Source organism: Paenibacillus amylolyticus, from assembly GCF_047302515.1.
GTDB lineage: Bacteria > Bacillota > Bacilli > Paenibacillales > Paenibacillaceae > Paenibacillus > Paenibacillus amylolyticus_G.
In genome coordinates, this window is sequence record NZ_CP168019.1 from 84278 (window position 1) to 104716 (window position 20439).

The window sequence follows — 20439 nt, forward strand, 5'->3', positions numbered from 1 at the left end:
AAATGAGAAATAGCAGGATATAGTCTAAGTCATTTTTAAAGAGAACACTGTAGACTCATTTGCGGTATGCCTTACGGTGTACCGCATTTATTTAGAACGATGAGCAAAGTAAGAAGTATCAATTTAAAAAAATGAATTGCAACGTCATTGTACATAGAAAAGAGGAACAGCCATGAAATTGGAAGTCAGCCTATCTGACCTGAAGCGGACCTCAAAAAGTCTGAACGGAGCCGCGGATGAGATGGGGGATCTACGTACGGACCTGAATCGGTCCATGAACAGCCTAAGTTATAAAACCCTCAGTCAAGGTGGGGTACAAAGTACGTTCACCCACCTGATGCGGGAACTGGACGGCTTGCAAAGCAAGCTGGAACTGTTGTCGGAGTTGACCCGTCGCAAACGAGAAGAATATGAACAAGCGGATCGGGAGGGCAAAAAATTCAACTGGGGGAAGCTGGCGAGCTTCCTCACCTTTGCATTGGGGACGGTGCTGGATTTCTTGCCTGTCGTCGGCAATGTGAAAGGGATCATCGAGGCCATCACGGGTCGGGATCTGCTGACCGGAGAGAAGCTCGCATGGTACGAACGAGGTCTTGCCGTGCTGGGACCGCTGGGGAAAGGGGCGAATAAGGCAGCTTCCCTCTTCAAGTATGCGGATGAGGCGCTGGAACTGACGGGGAAAACCGTGAAACATGCGGATGACGCTGCAGATGCAGCAAAAACCGTCGGTCGCAACGCGGATGAAGCGATCGATGCGATCCCGACCAGCCCGAACAAGGCGGGCGTGCCGGGGAACTCGACCCGAGAAGCCGGGGAGGATATTGCCGGAGCGACGCCGAAGTCGACCAAGGCAGGCGAAGCCCCCGCAGGCTCCAGGGATACAGGTGACGCGCCGATGACGAGTAACAAACCAACGGGCAAAGCAGACGATGCGCCAAGCGATGCCGGGTCCACACGCCACGATACGGGACTCACCGATGCCGAGAAAGCAGCGGCTGCAGCAGGAACGGCGGCAGGAACGGGCTCTGCAGCGGCCGCTTCGATGATAAAGAAGACACCCGGAGGTAGCGCTCCGAAAGGCGTAGATGCGCCAGGGGCGCCTAAGTCGAAGGATGTTAATTCTTCGCCGCATCAACCATCTACAGGGCGAACCACCGAAACGCAGAATCCTCAGAAATCACATGCAGAAAGTAAAGTGGAGGACCCGATTCACGCAGCGACCGGTCATCAATTTATGAATCACCGTTTGCTGACGCTGCACGGAGCAGCCGACTGGCCCTTTACCCTAATCTACCATTCGGGACTGTTGCAACGGGGAGAGCTAGGCCCGGCTTGGACACATCAATATGGTCTGCGGTTGGACATCACTCCAAAGGATTCTCAGACCGAAGTCGAAGCTAGTGATGCATTCCAACCCCTCGTGGATGTCTGCTGGACACCGGGACGGAAAAACCGATTTACACACCAAGGGGACGGCCTTTATCGCAGTGATGACCTGGATGTGAACCATGACGAGCTGAGCTACACCGAGCAGGGTTGGCTCTATACAGCCCGTAGTCCGCGCGAGATGTACCAATTCGATCTCAATGGCGTACTACTTCGTCACACCAACAAGGACGGATTGTCACTTGATCTGGTCTATGATGAAGAAGGAAAACTCCAGCAGTTGCAGGACCGGGTCATGGGACGTGTGCTGACACTGGACTACACCGCGGAAGGAAACCTTGCCGCGGTCAGGGATGCCTTGCGTGAAGCGACATTTGGCTATGATAGCGCAGGATTTCTGGTGCGTCTAACCGAACCGGACGGTACAATCACAGAAATGACCCATGACGGCGAAGGGCGTCTGATGTCGCTGAGCGAAGCCGGCGTTGTTCAGTTTACCAATACCTACGATGAGAAAAACCGAATCATTGCGCAAACCGACCCATCCGGTGTAGCGGGGCGGATGGCGTATGATACCGAGAGTCATCCGGGTCAGACGTGGACCACTGTGACCAATCGGCTGGGTCAGACACGCACCCTCGTGCATGATGATGCCTTACAGCTCCTCGAAGTGCATGCCGAAGATGGCGGTATAACTCGATACACCTACATGTTGCAGGGACAGATGGCCAGTGTCACCAACCCACTGGGCGAAACGACGACGTATGTCTACGATGAAGAGGGACATCTGATCCGCGAAATCGACCCACTGGGTCATGAAACGGAATATCACTATACTGCGCACCACCAAGTTGCGCGCGAAACGGATGCCGAAGGTGGCGTAACCCGCTACCAGTACGATGAACAACAACGACTGACCGAAGTGACCCGTCCAGATGGCAGTATAGCGAAATGGACCTATACTGAAACGGGACAAACGGCTACGTACCAGGACTTCACGGGAGCCATCTGGACCTATGCCTACAGCGAGACAGGCGAGCTGCAGCATACGCTGGATCCGGAAGGTCGACGTTTACAGATTGGCTGGGATGGAGCAGGCCGACTGATCGAACTGAAGGATGCCGCAGGAAGTGTGAGTCGCCGGAGCTACGATGGTGCAGATCGCCTGACATCCGTCACCGACCCGCTGGGCCTCACGTGGCAGACTGTGTATGATGCCAGTGGGCAGCGCATTCGCGAGACCCGTCCGTCTGGAGCCTCCATGCAGTACACGTATACGCCGAACGGGGAAGTGGCGAGCATCACCGATGCGCTCGGTCACACTCGGCAGTATACTTATGATGCCGAAAACCGCCTGATCGCCGAAACGAATGCGCTGGGCGAAACGACTCAACTTTCTTATGAAGCCGCAGGTCGATTGCAGACCGTGACCGATGCACTAGGACACATCACGAAGTATCACTATGATGGTGCAGGTCGTCTGGTCTCCGTCATCGATGGCGAAGGTCGGACGGTCCAGCAACTGACCTATGATGACGCAGGACGCCCCGTGGCCTGGCAGGATGGACTCGGCCACATGACGCGGCTGCGGTTCAATGCCCTCCATCAACGCGTCGAAGATACTGACGCGGATGGGCATACCCGCCATTATCGCTACGATGCCGCGCACCGTCTGACCGAAGTCATTCAAGGCGAAGGCGTAGATGAAGTGACCTATCGCCAGACATGGGATGGGGAAGATCGCCATACGAGCTACACCGATGCCAGTGGAAACGAGACCCGTCTAACGTATGACCGCAGTGGTCGCTTGCTGCAGGAAACGAATGCGGCAGGCGCACGGACGGCGTATACGTATGATGAACGCGGCTGGCTAAGTGCCAAGCTGGATGCCAAGGGACAGGAAACTCGGTACGCATATGATGCTGCGGGTCGCCTGATCCGTGCCACGGATGAAGCAGGTGAAATCGTGCTGACCTATACGCCCGATGGACAAGTGGCGCGTGTGCTCGAAGCGGAGCAGCATGAGGAACGAACCTACGATGCAGCAGGCCGAGTGCTCACCCGAACCGATGGGTTTGGACATCTACTGCAATATGCGTATGATGCCGCCGGCCGTATGACGGCGCTGACCTATCCGGATGGCAAAGTGGTGCAGTACCGTTACCAAGCCACGGGTGAACTGGCTGAAGTGAAGGACTGGAACGGCCGCCTGACCCGGTACCGCTATGATGCAAGCGGGAAGCTCATCGACACCCGGCGCCCGAACGGCAGCCAGGAGCAACGGGAATACGATGCCGCAGGCCAACTGACTCGCCTGACAGATACGAGTGGACAGGGCATTCGTTTACAGCAATTCAAGTACGCATACAGCCCAAGCGGCTTGCTGCTGAAGGAAGAAAACAAACAGTATACGTATGACACCTTAAAACGCCTGCGCAGTGGCGCAGAGCCTGGCCGTATTGTACACTACACGTATGACCCATCCGGGAACCTGACAACCGAACAAGTAGGGACATCTGAAACGGAGTTCGCGAGTACTTCACCAACGCAGCATCTGCACTATACCTGGGATAACCGGCTTCAGCGGGTAGGAGACTATCCCGTCGAGATCGATGCCAACGGAAATCTGCTGTATGCAACGGATGGAAACACCGCTTCCGCTTACGAATACGATGCCCGAAATCGTCTGGTGAAGGCAGGCAAGCTGAAATATCGGTACAACCCGCAGGGAGACCGGATTGAACTTGCGCAGCGAGGGCAAGTGACCCGCTATGTCATCGACGATGCACATGAACTGAGCCGGGTGCTGATGGAGATGGACGGGGAAGGGAATGTGAAATCCCGTTACATCTATGGTCTGGGGCTAATCGGATGTGAAGATGCCGACGGAACGTATCTGAGTTACCACTACGATCTGCGCGGTAGTACGACGTTGCTAACGGACGAGCAGAACCGGGTGACGGATCGCTACACGTATGGATTATATGGGGAACTGGAGCAACATGAAGGAGTAACCCAGCAGCCATTTGCGTATAATGGTCGAGATGGGGTCATGACGGATGCCAACGGTCTGTATTACATGCGAGCACGGTACTATGATCCGAAGCTGAAACGGTTCTTAAACCGAGATGTGATCCGTGGAGAGATTCAGGACGGGCAGACGTTTAACCGGTATGCGTATGTGAACGGAAACCCTGTGAGCTATATTGATCCGTTGGGATTAATGAAATGTGAGACTGAGGGAACGGGACGAGGTCATAGAACTGTAATCAGTGATGAAATGAAAGAAAAGATACTGTTTGGTCAACGTAAAGACCCTGCTAAAAACGAGTTGATTGGGGGACATTCACCAAAAATTGCAAATTACAATCCTAATTATGCCGTCGAAGATGTGTTAATTAATGCTGATGGAACAAAGAAAGTAAAATTTACAACTCAATTTTCGGATGGCAATCTTGCAAAAATCAAGACGAGTACGCTTTTCCCTGAAGCCTGGTCAGATAGAAAAATACTTGATAGTATCGTCAAAATGGGGGATACTCCAAAAATTGGGGAACGTACAAGAGATGGAGCAACATTGCATAGAGGTATCGTTGATGGGGTGCAGGTTGAGGTTATTAAAATTGGCGATGATGTAGTAAGTGGTTATCCAACAGGTGGAGGCGCAACATCATTACTATCGGGTTTTCATTAAACACATTAAAATTGCATTTAATGTAAAGAAATCTCTGGACTAATAATGAATCACTCTTGAGAAGGAGGACTCGAAAATGTATGAAGAGTTAGATGAGTATTTATCAGGTGAATTTACAACGGATTATTGGTATGATGAAGGGTTCTCCATTGCTAGAGAGATGCTAGAGGAGTTCGAAGATAATGATTGGGAAGAATTATTAAATGCTATTCTTTCAAAATCTATTGAGTGGCAGATCAGATACGCTTACTGTGTCGACAGTGATGTTAATGATGGTGCCGTAGTAAAAAGTTTACTTTTACTCTCTTCTGTAGATGATGAGGAATTATTTACAACGTGTGTTGATTCATTAAGAGTGATCCTTAATTCAACTAATATTGAATTAGTGTCAAATGATGAGGTAATCATGCGAAAAATCAAAGAGATTCTTCCAAAGTGTGGCATGGCTACACGAAAAATGTATGAGGATTTTATTGAAAATTTTCCGAAATAATAAGTTCGAACTAATCGAGTTTATAGCTCCAACAACATGATCGTGCAATACAACCAGACACTTGATAAACTTTCAAAGCTCTTTCCAACTTGTTTTATGAGTGGGAATGAGCTTTTTTGCTTGCAGAGAATAAACGAAGAAACTAGATGATGTGGTAAAACAATTGATACGGCTGCTGTTCAAAGTCTAATGGGTGCAGAACGAGCCTGATCTCTATCTATTAATATAGGATACGACAATAAAATAGTAACGTAACAGTAAAAGGTTAATTATAATGAGACACTTTATGCTGCCGGACAACTGACTCGCCTGACGGATACGAGCGGACAAGGCATTCGTTTACAGCAATTCAAGTACGAATACAGCCCAAGCGGCTTGCTTCTGAAAGAAGAAAACAAACAGTACACGTACGATACCTTGAAACGCCTACGCAGTGGCGCCGAACCAGGCCGTGTCGTACACTACACGTATGACCCATCGGGGAACCTGACAACCGAACAAGTAGGGACATCTGAAACGGAATTCACGAGCATTTCGCCAACGCAGCATCTGCACTATACCTGGGATAACCGGCTTCAGCGGGCAGGAGACTATCCTGTGGAGATCGATGCCAACGGAAATCTGCTGTACGCGACCGATGGAAGTACCGCGTCTGCCCTACGAATATGATACCCGAAATCGTCTGGTGAAGGCAGGGAAACTGAAGTATCGCTACAATTCGCAGGGGGACCGTATTGAACTCGCGCAGCGAGGGCAAGGACCCGCTATGTGATCGACGATGCACATGAACTGAGCCGAGTGCTGATGGAGATGGACGGGGAAGGGCATGTGAAATCCCGTTACATCTATGGTCTGGGTCTAATCGGACGCGAAGATGCCGACGGAACGTATCTCAGTTACCACTATGATCTGCGAGGCAGTACGACGTTGCTAACGGACGAGCAGAACCGGGTGACGGACCGCTATACGTATGGATTATATGGTGAACTGGAGCGACATGAAGGATTAACCCAGCAGCCGTTTGCGTATAATGGTCGAGATGGGGTCATGATGGATGCCAACGGATTGTATTACATGCGAGCACGGTACTATGATCCGAAGTTGAAACGGTTCTTAAACCGAGATGTGATCCGTGGAGAGATTCAGGACGGGCAGACGTTTAACCGATATGCGTATGTGAACGGAAATCCGGCGAGTTATATTGATCCGTTGGGGTTGACCAAGTGGGAGACGGATGGATCAAGTGAACCTTCTACACCTAGGACAGGTAGTTTGAAACTAGATTTGCAGCAATTTGCGGAGGATGCAAGCAAAGGCAAAAAGCTTTCTGATCCTAATCCTGTCCCTAAAGTTATAAGAGATCAATATGAGGAGATAATTCTTAACAAAGGTGTACCGAGAGTTGACCCGCGTACAGGTAAGCAGACAGTATTTGAAGGTAGAGAAGGACAAGGTCGCGCGTGGATAGGGTCATTAGAATTTGATGTGCCTGGTACAAATAATAGAATTCTTCTACGACCAGATGGGAAGAGCGGTTATGTTTTGAAACATGATTACACCAAGCCAAGGTTGTTTCCAAGTCCTTGGTATCCAGATGGTGGGAAAAAGTAGATGAATATGAGGTGATAATGTGGTAGCCAAATTCCAAATAAAAGATGATGAGAGTGATATGATTATTGGTGAATTTAAAGACCTTATTAATCTTCCCGGAGATAATATTGCGAATGATGTAGAAAACTTTACCTGCAAGACAAAATTAATAGATTTCACAGTAACAGATGAATTTAAACAATACTGCTTACAAACAAAGGTCTATGTAAATAATTTGCATTTTATTATTCTGAATATGAACGGAGATGCGATAGGTTCATATTACTTTACTATTGATGAACCTATGTTTTCTCATAAATCAATCTTCCTTTCAGGAGATAAGAATATTGAATTAGTTGGAACATTTTCAGAACATCCATTCGTAACTGCACTCGAATTATGGGAGAAGTGGAGAACATGTCCACCAATAAAAAAAAACAAGTGGGCCCACCTTGCATCATCTGAGAGAGCTGGTTGGTTAGAAGTGGCTCGATTACATCAGGAGTATAAGGGAGATATTGAAACACTTAATCAAGAGAGAGTGTATGAGCTGGATGGAACGTATGTAGAAGATTCAACCTCTTTTTTTTGTGCACTAGGTGAAGCTATGCATGGTCCTGGAGGATACTATGGATTTAACCTATCAAGTTTGGAGGACTGCCTTTCTGGGAATTTTGGAATAGTTTCTCCGTTTTCGATTGTATGGAGTAATTTTTCTTTTGAAATTCAGAGTGATAATAGTATACGAATGGAACCCGATTTCTTTTATGATGTCATTAAATTAATGACATCATTTCAATTGACTTTAACGATTCTCCCTAAATAATTTCAAGCTAATCTTAAACAGCGCGAACCGAATGAATATCGATGTGCGCTGTTGAGATTAGCTTTTTGAACTATTATATTTAAATAAGTCCTATATATTTGATGATAGCAAAATGTAGATTCAAGAAAAAATGTACATAGGCATTAAGGTTCCACACAAAAAAAAATGGAGCGTGAAAGATTTGAAAAAAGTAACACAACTCATATTAAGCGGTGCATTGGTAATTGGAATGCTTCCTTTTACCGGAAACACCAGTCAAGCAGCCGTTGTCTCATTCAAAGATGTCCCTACGACCCATTGGGCGAAAGCATCGATCGATGCAGCGGTAGCAAAAGGTTATTTCAAAGGATATAGTGACGGTACGTTTAAGCCCGGAGCAACAGTGACGCGCGCAGAATTTGCAGCATTGCTGGCCCGAGTGGCTAAAGGGACGCCGGAAACGGAGCAAGATAATGTGTTTAAGGATTTGACCGGGCATTGGAGTGAGGTAGAAGTGAATCATGCGTTATCCCTTGGTTTTCTGAATTCTTCGGATTATCCGAATGGGTTTAAGCCAGGCATGGCTTTGACACGAGAGGAAATGGCGAAGTGGCTCAGCTCAGGACTTGCAGCTCAGGATGAGGATTACAAGCAAGCGTTGAAGGATACAGAAAATACGTTGGTGCCTGTGGCAGAATATTACAAGGGCGGGTTGAAGAAAGCAGCATATCCCTATGTGTCGGTGGTATTGGGAACTGGATTGATGGGCGGGTACCCAGACGGTACGTTTGGTCCGGGGAAAACAACCACACGAGCAGAGGCAGCAGTTATTTTATCCCGTTACGAACAGGTACAGAAGAGCAAGGCAACGTCGTATAGAGATCTGAATGAGATGCGCGAGGTAGGTCTAACAGGAACGAATCTGACTTCTGCGACGCCATTTGTTTACAGTAAATATGAGAACGCAAACTATTTGAATAGTTTTGACTTGATAACGGAGAAACCTTTTTCACTTCGTAACAATCTTGGAGAAATGATAGTCCATCGAATGATCATAGCCGATGCCCCCACTGCTTCCACTGTGAAGAATATGTATGGAAAAATGTTTATCGATAAAGATTTTGACAGATTCATTGATGAAGATCGCTACATGGTTTTTATGGAAGTAACAGTTACTCCTAATGGAAATAATCTTAGCAATCTTGCCTTAGCTAACTCGACTGGATATCGCTTAACTAGTGGTGCAGCAAGTAATTTTACAAGTGGAGCTATAAAAAAATATGGAATAATAAACTTACCAAGGGTAGATTATGTGAAATCTGGCTTTTTCAAAAAAGGGGTTTCTAAGCGATATTGGATGGCCCAATCTATCAATCGATATCGTTCGGAGGATGTTGCTTTAAACGGTTCATCTATAAGGGTCGGTAACTCCCTTACGTCATTTTATATACCAAATTGATTAGAGGATGTACATATGAAATTTAGAGGTCTGCGAAAATGTATAGTAATATTATCTGTATTTATTGTATGTAGTAACTATCAGATGATGTTGGTTTTTTCTGCTCCGGGTAATTCTACTAAAGTTATTGCTGTGAGTTCTAATCCAGAGGATAGGGAACCACTTACTGCTTCTGTTGCATCTCCAGTTGGTCCAACGGGTTATCAAAAAGTTGTAAGAAAAGTTGATGGGGTACGGACAGCTAGTCCGGGTGTATATTGGGTCCAAAGGGATGAGGAAAGTGGGGTGCTAGATCATCTCGAGGAGATGAGATTGTTAACAGCGTTGGTCCTCCTGAAGCACCTTGGCCAACATTAGGAGTTGTCAGCCAAAGGTATAAGCCCGGGAACCGCTACGATCTCTGTACGTTGGAAAAGCGGCGATCCATATCAATACGATCTTATAGCTTACTTAGAAGTCACGGTGGGTGATGGGACAACCCCATCAGGGGGAGTAGCAGGCTGTACATATACCATCAATCCACCGAATGAGGTAGCCGCACCCGAAACTGCGTTTATGGACCCTGGTGCCCAAGGGCATATTCTGGCGGATGACCCAACACCCTAATAGCGTTAGTTAAAATTTAGCAAATCAAATGGTTGAAGTTCTCGAGTAATGGTAGAGCAAGTGGGTGGACTCAACAACAATATAATGATGATCTTCTTGGTATAATCAGTGGGGAGAGACAATTGTTAAGAGATGGAAGCAGAGCTTTAAATAAAAATAAACGCCCTTGGGCTAATTAATAAGAGGTGATATGCTTGTTATGGATATGGTCTGTTCCTGAAAATTTCCCAAATAAAAGAATAGGTGAATATGTAAAAGGCAGTGGTACTGATAGATTTGTTTTTAGAGAAGGTAGAGAATTAACTGGTCAAATTGTTTCCCAAAAAATTGTATTTGAATGTTTAGAAGAATCCCTAACTGATGTATTACCGAATAGTGGACTTCTATTGATAGTTTCAAAAAAAGTAGTGGAAATTTTACAAGAAATTTGTCCTGAAGATATACAGATATTTGAGGCGAATGTTTATATAGGGGAAAAGAAAATCCCCGATTACTATCTTTTGAATATAGTAAGTGCTATCGAGGTAATAGATAAAACTGAATCAGAGTTTACTACAATTAAAGGAACGGATTCCATATTAAACTTTAAGAAGATAGTTTATAAATTTGACGGTTTACCAAACAATCATCATCTAGTTAGAAATCTAGATTATAAGTCCCATGTTCTTATATCTGATGACCTTAAAGAAGTCTTTGAAAGAAATAATATTAAAGGGGTTCAGTTTACTTAGTGTTATAAACCTTGATTGGCTTTGGCCTTTCAAGGTTTTTCATTTTTATAATTCACATGAATAAACACACTGGAAGTTGTATGAGGCTGATGGCAGCACCACTACTACATGAGAATGCGATACCCCCAATCGTCTGGGGAAAGCGGGTAAGCTGAAGTATCGGTACAACCCGCAGGGAGACCGGATTGAACTCGCGCAGCGAGGGCAAGTGACCCGCTATGTGATCGACGATGCACATGAACTGAGCCGGGTGCTGATGGAGCTGGATGGGGAAGGGCATGTGAAATCCCGTTACATCTATGGTCTGGGTCTAATCGGACGTGAAGATGCCGACGGAACGTATCTGAGTTACCACTATGATCTACTTGGCAGTACGACGTTGCTAACGGACGAGCAGAACCGGATGACGGACCGTTATACGTACGGACTGTATGGTGAGCTGGAGCAGCATGAAGGCGTCACCTCGCAGCCGTTTGCTTACAATGGTCGAGATGGGGTCATGACGGATGCCAATGGACTATATTATATGCGGACGCGGTACTATGATCCGAAGCTGAAGCGATTTCTGAATCGAGATGTGATTCGTGGAGAGATTCAGGACGGGCAGACGTTTAACCGGTATGCGTATGTGAACGGGAATCCGGTGAGTTACATTGATCCACTGGGATTGACGAAGTTTGAAACGAAGTCTGAGGGAACGGATAATGCTAGTGACATTTATAAACATCAACAGTACAAGCAATCACTTCTTAAAGAAGATGTTTTGTCTAACTCTGATGTTATCATTAAAGGCGAGGATCTATGGGATGATAAGGCTCGTAAGATGTTAACTAGTGACGGTAGTAAAGTGGAAGATTGGGCCAAAATGACATCAAAGCAACAGTATGAGACCCCGTATGGAAAGGGAGAAATTCATTTTTACCAAAATCAAAAAACAGGAGATATTAGTTCATTTGATATTAAACTGAAAGTATCTAAACCTAAGAAGCTCAGAGAAAATGAAAGTGACTTATTCTGGATAATTGACTTAGATGTTGATTTCAATATTAAAGGAGTAAGATAAATTGAGAGTATGCCTTAAAAAGGATGTCGAGAAACAAGAGAATATATCAATGAATAAAAAGTATATCGTTTATTCTGTGGAGACCAGCAAAAATGGTGAGGAATTTTACAGAATAGAAAATGATGCAAGACAAGTTGTTCCTTATTCAATCTCTTTATTTGAAATAGTATCTGATAAAGTAAACTCAGATTGGATATTGTGGAACAAACCCAATAATAGCTCGGCCTTATTGCCGAAGCAATTTGCGTATCTAAGTTTTTGGGAGGATTATTATAATGATGAATTAGAGGCTTTAAAAAAATTTAATATGGTGAAGGAACAGCTATTACAAGAAGAATTAGAAGAGAAGGAAGTACGTGAGATTATTGAACTGGAGAATGAAGATAATATTAGATTCGTTCTTAATTTTCTATCTAAGTCAGAAGACAATAGGTTTATTGATCAAGTAATTCAATATGTGAAATCAAATTTGGAAAAAAATTATGGAGTAGATAATACTACATTACTTGCATTTAAATACCTAAACCTGTTTAATCAAAATGAAGTAGAAGACTTTTTTCTTTATTATTTGACTAACATTGAGTTTGGAGACGACCAATTAACTGCAATAGTGAATGAATACTTTAGTAAAATGTAAATCATTTTGTAAATGGTGGATAGTCTCATTGTTTCTTTAAATGCCAATATTATTACGTGGGCCCCTAGTGTCGAATGAACCCGCTGTTTAACGGTAACAAATTAACCCATGTAATATACGTATGAAGATTTGTCTATATTATTTGTACACACATGAATGTTTAATATTTTTAAACCTAATAACGTTGTTGCGTTGCAGTGAATAGGTCAATCATGGTCAGTTACCACCCTGATTGACCTATTTTTGTTATGTTAGTTTGAATGGAGTTTTTTCAATGCAACTATTGAATGTTCTAAACCGGTAGGTAATATAACACAACTTCTAGAGTGCACAGCACGACCATTAATAGTAGGAACGGTTGTAATAAAAAGAATGATGGATCTAAATGCAAAATTTATAAAAATTGGAATATAAGTAGTGGCCGTGATGGGTATAACTATGAAATTTTTTCGGCTATTGATTGGCCTTTTGGTAGTAGCTCTTTGTCTATTGTTGCTGGAGGGAGAGTCACCATAGAAGTTGAACCTAATTGTTGTATTCCATTAAATATATATTAAATACCTCGAAATATACTTTATGCTATTAGTGAAAGTAACGAAATCTTTAGTTTGTGTTTTTACTATCTTAGAACCTATGAAAACCTTTGGCGAGACGAATCATAATAGCTTGTCTTTGTCTCTCAAAAGTCTGAGGCAGTCTTAGTCGCAACGGGAAATTTCTATAAATAGTAAAGTATCAAAATTAAAAGATAGAATCGAAACTAAGAAACCTTTGAATGGTGCTTAAGAGCCATTCAAAGGTTTCTTACATTATGATGATGAGAGAAGCAAGTATATATAAGCATTGGGTATCCAAGTAAATAGGGAGAGCGAGCAGGAATCCCTGAAATAGTGAAGCTGAATGTATTCATAAAAAAATTATGTACTCCCACGGATATATATCAAAAATGCTAGACAGATGGGAAGCATTATATGTGGATTCAAGGCATTTATACAAGGAGAAATAAGCCTTAATACCTATGAATAGGAGACTTATTATGGTAAAATATTCATGTATATGGAATGGGATATTTTGCTTAGTGAACTATTTTATTTGAATAAGTCCTATATATTTGATGATAGCAAAATGTAGATTCAAGAAAAAATGTACATAGGCACTAAGGTTCCACAGAAAAAATAAAATGGAGCGTGAAAGATTTGAAAAAAGTAACACAACTCATATTAAGCGGTGCATTGGTATTTGGAATGCTTCCTTTTACCGGAAACACCAGTCAAGCAGCCGTTGCCTCATTTAAAGATGTGCCTACAAGCCATTGGGCGAAAGCATCCATCGATGCAGCTGTAGAAAAAGGCTACTTCAAAGGATTTAGTGATGGCACATTTAAGCCTGGCTCCACCGTTACGCGCGCAGAATTTGCAGCGTTGCTGGCCCGAGTCGCGAAAGGGACTCCAGAGACGGAGCAAGGTAACGTGTTTAAGGATTTGACCGGTCACTGGAGTGAAATAGAAGTGAACCGTGCAGTATCTCTTGGATTTATTAACGTAAAGGATTATCCAAACGGCTTTAAGCCGAGTACGATAATTACTCGTGAAGAGATGGCCAAGTGGATTAGTTCCGGATTAGCAGCTGCTGACAAAGATTTCGAACAAGCTTTGGAGGATACCAAGACATCTTTAATTCCTGTAAAAGAAGCTTTTTCCCCAGGAATCTCTCAAAGTAAAGCCCCTTATATAGCAGTAGCGATGGGTACCGGTATAATGACAGGATTTCCAGATCACTCTTTTGGTTTAAGTAAAACGACCACGCGTGCAGAAGCTTCGGTAATTTTATTGAGAATAGCCAATATGGAAGGTAAGAAGGCATCGTCGTTCGAAGCACTAAATGAAATCAGATCTGTCGGGGTAGCGAAATCTAATTTTAAAGAAATTACTCCATTTGAATTTACAACTGGTCGTGATTTTTCAGATGCAAGCGAGAAGAAAGTGACATTTAGCAATAAAAGTGGGAGTCTAGTTCTCCATCGCACTATAGCTGTCGATGCCTCCGATTGGAACAATAAGAAAGGAGTATATGCCCCGTTCTTTATTTCCGAATCGGAAAAAGATTGGTATCAGTCTACTGCAAAAAGAAAAAATATTGTAGCCGTTTTTCAAGAAATAACAATTTATCCAAGCAAAAAAGGATTTAATCTGGATGACTATAGAGGTGGCTTAGCGAACTCATTCTTTGGTCAAAGGCTAGATCAAGACATGACAAGGCAATTCGGGTATAAAACTCTACCGTTTTCAAACGCCGAGAACTTTTTTTCGAATTATTCATCGAACAACGGAGTACGGTTGTGGATTGGTAAGTGGTACGATAAAGACTACAAAGGACTCGTGGCAAGGTTTAAAACAGATGACGGTTCAGGTGTAAGTATTTATGGGAGATGAGTGAAAGGCGATTTATGAAAAATAAAATTCTGCATATTATCTTAATTATGACTGTATTAATGGGACTTTACCCCCACGGTGTAGCGAGAGCTAGTGATTACCATTTCAACAAAGGTTATCCAAGTAATCTTGAAAAATTGATTGCTACTGATGCTCAAGGTAGATCAAGAGGAAAACAAAAAATAAAAGTACTTGTTACTGGGGAGAAAGATCCCAATCCTAAGGTGATATGGACACAGGGGGATGGGGAAATATGGTCCGCAACTGGAGAGTTACCAAGTAGTAGGGTCACTACGACAACACATTGGAACCAGGGTGGAACTCGTGGATATCCAGTCAGTGAGAGGTTTATTGACAAGATAGATGCTACTGTTTACGCTCCAGATTCTCTGGAAGATATCAATGGGAATGCGTTTGATAGAAGGTTTATGGATGATCTTGGAGTTAAAGATATTAACTATTTAGATGGCCCAGCATATGAACCTGGAAATGAAAAGCCGAGATTTACACAAGGTGATAAATTCATTGAGATTAACGTCTTTACAGGATATCCGAAACCATTCAGTGAAGAAAAAGAATATGGTACTAGACCTGACGACAAAAAAAATGGCAAGTAGCATATTGGACTCCGTTGCATATTGATTATATAGCTCATGTTTATGAAACGAAGGAGATTCGTGTTAACTCGGATAACATATTGCAGGAGGGAGAAACGGTTCAGCTTGCTGCAGAAGTACGCGAGATTGACTATCAAGGGAATACAACAGACTGGGTAAATGTCTCAACTCGTGAACAAACCGAGTGGAAGACAGATAAAGAGGGTGTTGCAACAGTAAATTCCAACGGAGTAGTGAAGGCAGAAGGCAGAGGGACTGCAAAAATTACTGCTCTTTGGAAAAAAGGTCCGTACTATATTTGGGAAAACGTCACGATAACCGTAGGGGAAGATAACGAGATTCCAGAAGAACCTGTAACTGCATGCTCACAGCCCCAACCCGGACGGACATTAGAAGGCCAGATTATGGATCCAGTCGTTACAGCTATGATTAGGGCAGATCAACGGGGTAATGAACCTTTTGATGTTCTCAAGGGGATTCCCACCTCTGAAAGCCTCTATGGTAACGTATTTAGTCGAGATTATTTGTTTGAACATACCTTTGTACAGATGACGGGCACATGTACATATCAATTTGAAGTTGAGAAAATATGGACCCTGAAGTGGGATCCGAAGAAGAAAGAGACCGATGCGGAGGGCAATGAGAGGGAAGTTCCAGATCCACAGGAAGCGGAAGAACCGGTTAGCAAACAATATACTGTTGAGCGTCCATATGCTTACTGGACGATCGATACGTTAAGTGTATACAGCCTCGATGAGGCGACGCTAATCAATTATGCTTTTGGATCTGGACAAATCACGTTGCAACCCGAAGGTTATGTCCCACCGGATTTTCAGGCGGAAACGACGGGGGATTATTATCCGCCACCCAATCCAGTCAAAGTCACAGCTCCGCCTGGCACAAAAACGGGAGGAAAGGATCGGCCCTCCCCGCCCGATGAAGATCTACAGAGTTTGGCTGAGGAGGCAGTCCCTGATGTAGAGGTAGAGAATGATGCCTTTTACTTTAATGGAGGTACGGTAATGGATCCGCAGCGGTCCCCTGAATCCGGCCCACAGCCCGGCGAAATTCCAGATCCCGTGCAGATTGATGAGAATGTATTATATAGTCCCTATAACTATATTCCAATCAGTAAGGCGAACAAACAAGATACCATCAGCGAGGGTACCATTCGTTATACCTTAATGGATAACAGTGTGAATGGAGGCGATGACCAAGAGTTCGACATCTATGGTATCAACACTGTCACTGTCCATACCCCAGTCGTGAATTACTCGCTCGTATCGGATGATCAGCCGCATAATCAGAAAACGGTGCCGAACATGAACCGGTCTGCGCTCATTTTGGAGCGACCATTCACAGTTCGCATCCCGACCAGCGGACAACATCTGGATGCGGGATCTTACCCGGGATATGGCGATCGGGATTACGCCAAATATTATCGGATTAAACAAGTCCGTTTTCCATTTGACGTGTACAGTGCTGACCGATCGCAATTTTATCCACGAAATACATGGATTGATGTTCAGGTACCGGTACTGGATACGACCTTCTATCTGCCTGTGTGGGTGGATGAAGGAGACTACCAGGTGGAATTCCGGAATATCGCTGAAAATGTCCCAACGCATTTTAGTAGCGAGCCGGAGATCGACGCCCAACCCGATGCCAACACAGATCTGTACTACCATGCCGCTTCGGACGAAGTATCTGTGGAGGTCATTGGGCGACTATACGACTTTGAGATTACCGATATCGCGGACTATAACTGGGAGCTTGTCTTCCGCCGTTTCAAAAATAGCCTTGCGCCGACCTGGATCAGTTACTGGACCGGCACGCAGGATATCGATGGGGACAAGCGGGGTAACAAACCCCAGTTTACCGTCCCGATTCGCCCGGGCAGTCACCCCCTGCAAGGGTATCAGAATGTGGCGGTGAAAACGGGATATCCCTTCAAGTTTGACTTTAAAACAAAAGGCAACATGTTCGGCCCACGAGACGGCATTCGTCTCACGCCAACCTTTGACTTTGTGAGTAAGGATGGAAGTACGCGTGTGCCCGTGGAACTGTATTACTCCACCAATCAGCGGAACTTTATTCGCATCGGTTCGACAGAAGATCAAGTGAAGCGGTTCGTGATTTTGAACGATCGGCTACGTCAAGTTCCGTCCGAGCAACTGCGAGATACAGCGACGTACAAATACAACCGATATGGTGAAATCCATCCGGGGATGATGAGTGAACGAGCGTACCAAGAGTACTATCGAGACAAATTTACGAAAATGAAAACACCCGTAGGCGGATACAGCCTACTCTTGATGCCAGAACAGTTGCGGACATTTATCGGTCCGAAAACGAATATTCCAACGACCGCCAGTGCAGATGTCCTCCGTGCGAATGCAGCCATTCAACAATGGTATGGGGAATACAGTCTGCCTGCTGAGCCCTATGTGGTGCAAGCGGGAACAAACTTGGTTGAGTATGGACGTACGCATGGCGGATTGGATGCTAAATCGCCAATCTTCCTGAAGGATGGGTATATCGTGGTGAACTTCAACTTCGAGTCCATTCGAGAGGGAAATCTGGCGGCACCGCATCTGCAGTATATCCATGCCCCACTGATGAATCAATGGTTGCTGGAAGGATTCCAGCGTGAGGTAGAGGATAGCTATGGAAACAGCTTTACATTGCGGGATGGAGACGTAGTCTTTTACCATGCGGATCGCTCCAGCCGCGATGATTTTAGTGCGCAAGTACCGCATTAAGAAAACGCAAGTTAGTTTTATTGATTAGATCCTGATAGAAGAAATCCTTTTACCAGAGGATTTCTTCTATCTATTTACAAATAGATCATAAAGTGAGGGATGGATGTGTCCCGGATGATAAAAATAATTACATTTACCATAATGATAGTTTTCATTTTAGGAGGGTGTTTAAGAGTGGATACAAAAGATAAAGATCAAGAAATTATAGATCGTTCGGAGGCCATTGCCATTCAGTATTTGAAGGATACTTATGACCTCGATGTGAAAATTACTAGGAAACAAATGCAACCTAAAATGGCAATGAGTTGGGTTACTTTTTATGGCTATGTTTCTCAACATGAAGAACAATCCTTTAATGTTTCCATTAATTATGAGGAAAACCGAACGGAGTCATTTAGTTTTAGCCCAGAATTAGAAGAAGTTTTGTTAAACGAAGGTTACGATCCATACAAATTGGAATGACAATGAAAGGTGGACGTTTTAATGAATAAAGAGAGTTCAAATAATAGAGAAATTACTGATCTTGTTTATAAGAAGATGTCACAAGAAGCGTATAAGGATTATGAAACTGGTAAGAAAATAGGCGTTCTCCCTGGTTGGGAAGTTCTAGATCAAAAACATAATTCATCCGGCATGGATGTAGTGACCTTTTACAACCCTGATACCAAACAAGCTGTCATTGCTTTCCGAGGAACGGAAGGCTCCAGCACTTGGGATAGAAAAGCACCTGATTTAAAAGCAGATGTTCTCAATATTGGTCTTCCTGAAGCAGGGGCTACGATTGCTAGAATAATTGATCCTTTGTCTGAAGTCGGGAAAGAAAATGTGCAGGGTATTGAAGATACCTTAGGGATTACATGGCTCAATAACTTGTTTGGGGATACAGGCAAAAGTATAGATAAAGAGTTTGGACCTGATAATCAGTTATACGAAGCAGAAGATTACGTGAAAGAGATGCAAAGTAAGTATCCCGATGCAGACTTTACACTTACGGGACATTCATTAGGCGGGGCAAATGCACAATATGCAGCGGTGTATACAGGACTGGATGCAGTCACGTTTAGTGCACCTACTGTCGTGGCATCGTTAACACCAGAAATGCGTAGGAAAGCAGAAGAAGGTGCTTTCGATCGTCAGGTAACCAACTTCATTCATCCTGGGGATTTCATTGCAAGTGGTATGCTGGGAGGATATGAGAGGCACGTGGGTTCAACTCTCGTAATTGATAAAAATTATGACGACTTTAATGCTAGTTACGGTGCTGTGGACAAAATAAAGGATACACTGGGAGGGCCTTCATATCACGATATGAAGCATTACAGCTTCGATGACGATGGGTATATCGATAATACCTTGTATGATGAAATTACGGGAGAACGAGTGAGTTTCTCTCCGCGAAAACCTTCGGATCATAACATCCTGGATCATGCACGTGAAGCATGGGATACCCTATCCAAAGGTTTCAAGTCTGTGGTTAACGTTGTAGGTGGGTACTCGGCAGGAACCATCGAGTTAACGTCAGAAGAACTGAAGGAGATTGCAGGGAAATGGAGTCGCCAAGCACAGGATATGAGCCGTACCTTTGAGCGAATCCAACGGAACTTTTTTGAGTACACTGAGAGCAGTCATAGTCAGCGGCTTGTGCCGATTGTATGGGATCTTCAGATGAGTATTAAGCAGTTAGATGAATGGCATCTGGAACATACATCGGATCTTGTGGATTATATCCAGAACAAGGCCGATTTGTTTATCCAGGCCGATAGTGGAACAGTAGCTTAACGAACATAGATAGAAAGGCAGGAAGATATAAATGAGTGGAAGCAGTATAGCCATGGATTTGGATCAGCTATTACAGGCAGAACAAGAGTTGGATCTTATCCTTAGCGAATTGAGAGAAAACGAGAGAGAAGCACGAGTATTGTATGGGAAGTTGAACACCTGGAAGGGTCAATCAGCCGATAAACTTCGAATCAAGGTGGAAGTGTTCTTCTATCAGCTGGATACTCGGACACAGTTACTCCTTAAACAAAAACAGGAAATGTTAGATGCGATCAAGAGAATAAAGGATGCGGATGGAAGCTATTAAAAGTATATTGAAATTTTAATTTTCAGTTTTACATAAAATAAGTTTTTTATTTTACAAGGATTTAGCTTAATCTTGAAA

At 44.1% G+C, this 20439-nt stretch carries 17 protein-coding genes; all 17 read left to right on the plus strand.

The window, feature by feature from the left end:
• Positions 1–172 precede the first annotated feature (172 nt).
• Positions 173–5080, plus strand: a complete 4908-nt coding sequence (locus ACDJ59_RS00445) for an RHS repeat-associated core domain-containing protein (RefSeq protein ID WP_413407263.1) — start codon at positions 173–175, stop codon at positions 5078–5080.
• A gap of 76 nt (positions 5081–5156) precedes the next feature.
• Positions 5157–5573, plus strand: coding sequence for a hypothetical protein (locus ACDJ59_RS00450; protein ID WP_413407264.1), 417 nt, complete (start codon positions 5157–5159; stop codon positions 5571–5573).
• Positions 5574–5948: 375 nt separating this feature from the next.
• Positions 5949–6242, plus strand: a complete 294-nt coding sequence (locus ACDJ59_RS00455; RefSeq protein ID WP_413407265.1) for a hypothetical protein — start codon at positions 5949–5951, stop codon at positions 6240–6242.
• The gene (locus ACDJ59_RS00460) at positions 6211–6345 is read left to right on the plus strand and encodes a hypothetical protein (RefSeq protein WP_413407266.1); all 135 of its coding nucleotides are present in this window, start codon (positions 6211–6213) and stop codon (positions 6343–6345) included. The genes ACDJ59_RS00455 and ACDJ59_RS00460 overlap by 32 nt, the downstream gene beginning before the upstream one ends.
• A complete protein-coding gene (locus ACDJ59_RS00465) occupies positions 6342–7184 on the plus strand; it encodes an RHS repeat-associated core domain-containing protein (RefSeq protein ID WP_413407267.1) in 843 nt (280 codons plus the stop codon). Before ACDJ59_RS00460 ends, ACDJ59_RS00465 begins: the two co-directional genes overlap by 4 nt.
• A gap of 19 nt (positions 7185–7203) precedes the next feature.
• Entirely contained in the window at positions 7204–7989 is a 786-nt protein-coding gene (locus ACDJ59_RS00470; protein WP_413407268.1) for a barstar family protein, read from the plus strand.
• A 181-nt stretch (positions 7990–8170) separates the two neighbouring features.
• The gene (locus tag ACDJ59_RS00475) at positions 8171–9427 is read left to right on the plus strand and encodes an S-layer homology domain-containing protein (protein ID WP_413407269.1); all 1257 of its coding nucleotides are present in this window, start codon (positions 8171–8173) and stop codon (positions 9425–9427) included.
• Positions 9428–9787: 360 nt separating this feature from the next.
• A complete protein-coding gene (locus tag ACDJ59_RS00480; protein ID WP_413407270.1) occupies positions 9788–10033 on the plus strand; it encodes a hypothetical protein in 246 nt (81 codons plus the stop codon).
• A gap of 194 nt (positions 10034–10227) precedes the next feature.
• Positions 10228–10764 carry an imm11 family protein gene (locus tag ACDJ59_RS00485; RefSeq protein WP_413407271.1) on the plus strand — a complete coding sequence of 179 codons (537 nt, stop codon included), beginning with the start codon at positions 10228–10230 and terminating at the stop codon, positions 10762–10764.
• A gap of 208 nt (positions 10765–10972) precedes the next feature.
• A complete protein-coding gene (locus ACDJ59_RS00490) occupies positions 10973–11827 on the plus strand; it encodes an RHS repeat domain-containing protein (RefSeq protein ID WP_413407272.1) in 855 nt (284 codons plus the stop codon).
• Between the two features lie 49 nt (positions 11828–11876).
• A complete protein-coding gene (locus tag ACDJ59_RS00495) occupies positions 11877–12464 on the plus strand; it encodes a hypothetical protein (protein WP_413407273.1) in 588 nt (195 codons plus the stop codon).
• A gap of 1187 nt (positions 12465–13651) precedes the next feature.
• Complete coding sequence (locus ACDJ59_RS00500; RefSeq protein WP_413407274.1) at positions 13652–14896, plus strand: S-layer homology domain-containing protein; 1245 nt, start codon at positions 13652–13654, stop codon at positions 14894–14896.
• A gap of 14 nt (positions 14897–14910) precedes the next feature.
• Complete coding sequence (locus tag ACDJ59_RS00505) at positions 14911–15513, plus strand: hypothetical protein (protein ID WP_210109809.1); 603 nt, start codon at positions 14911–14913, stop codon at positions 15511–15513.
• 80 nt (positions 15514–15593) lie between these two features.
• On the plus strand, positions 15594–18275 hold the full coding sequence (locus ACDJ59_RS00510; protein WP_413407275.1) for a DUF5704 domain-containing protein: 2682 nt from the start codon (positions 15594–15596) through the stop codon (positions 18273–18275).
• 174 nt (positions 18276–18449) lie between these two features.
• Positions 18450–18737 (plus strand): hypothetical protein, encoded by a 288-nt coding sequence (locus ACDJ59_RS00515; RefSeq protein ID WP_413407276.1) that lies wholly within the window; start codon positions 18450–18452, stop codon positions 18735–18737.
• A 21-nt stretch (positions 18738–18758) separates the two neighbouring features.
• Positions 18759–20054, plus strand: coding sequence for a lipase family protein (locus ACDJ59_RS00520; RefSeq protein ID WP_413407277.1), 1296 nt, complete (start codon positions 18759–18761; stop codon positions 20052–20054).
• Between the two features lie 31 nt (positions 20055–20085).
• Positions 20086–20361: a hypothetical protein gene (locus ACDJ59_RS00525; protein ID WP_017692363.1), complete on the plus strand. Its 276-nt coding sequence runs from the start codon at positions 20086–20088 to the stop codon at positions 20359–20361.
• The last annotated feature ends 78 nt before the right edge of the window (positions 20362–20439 follow it).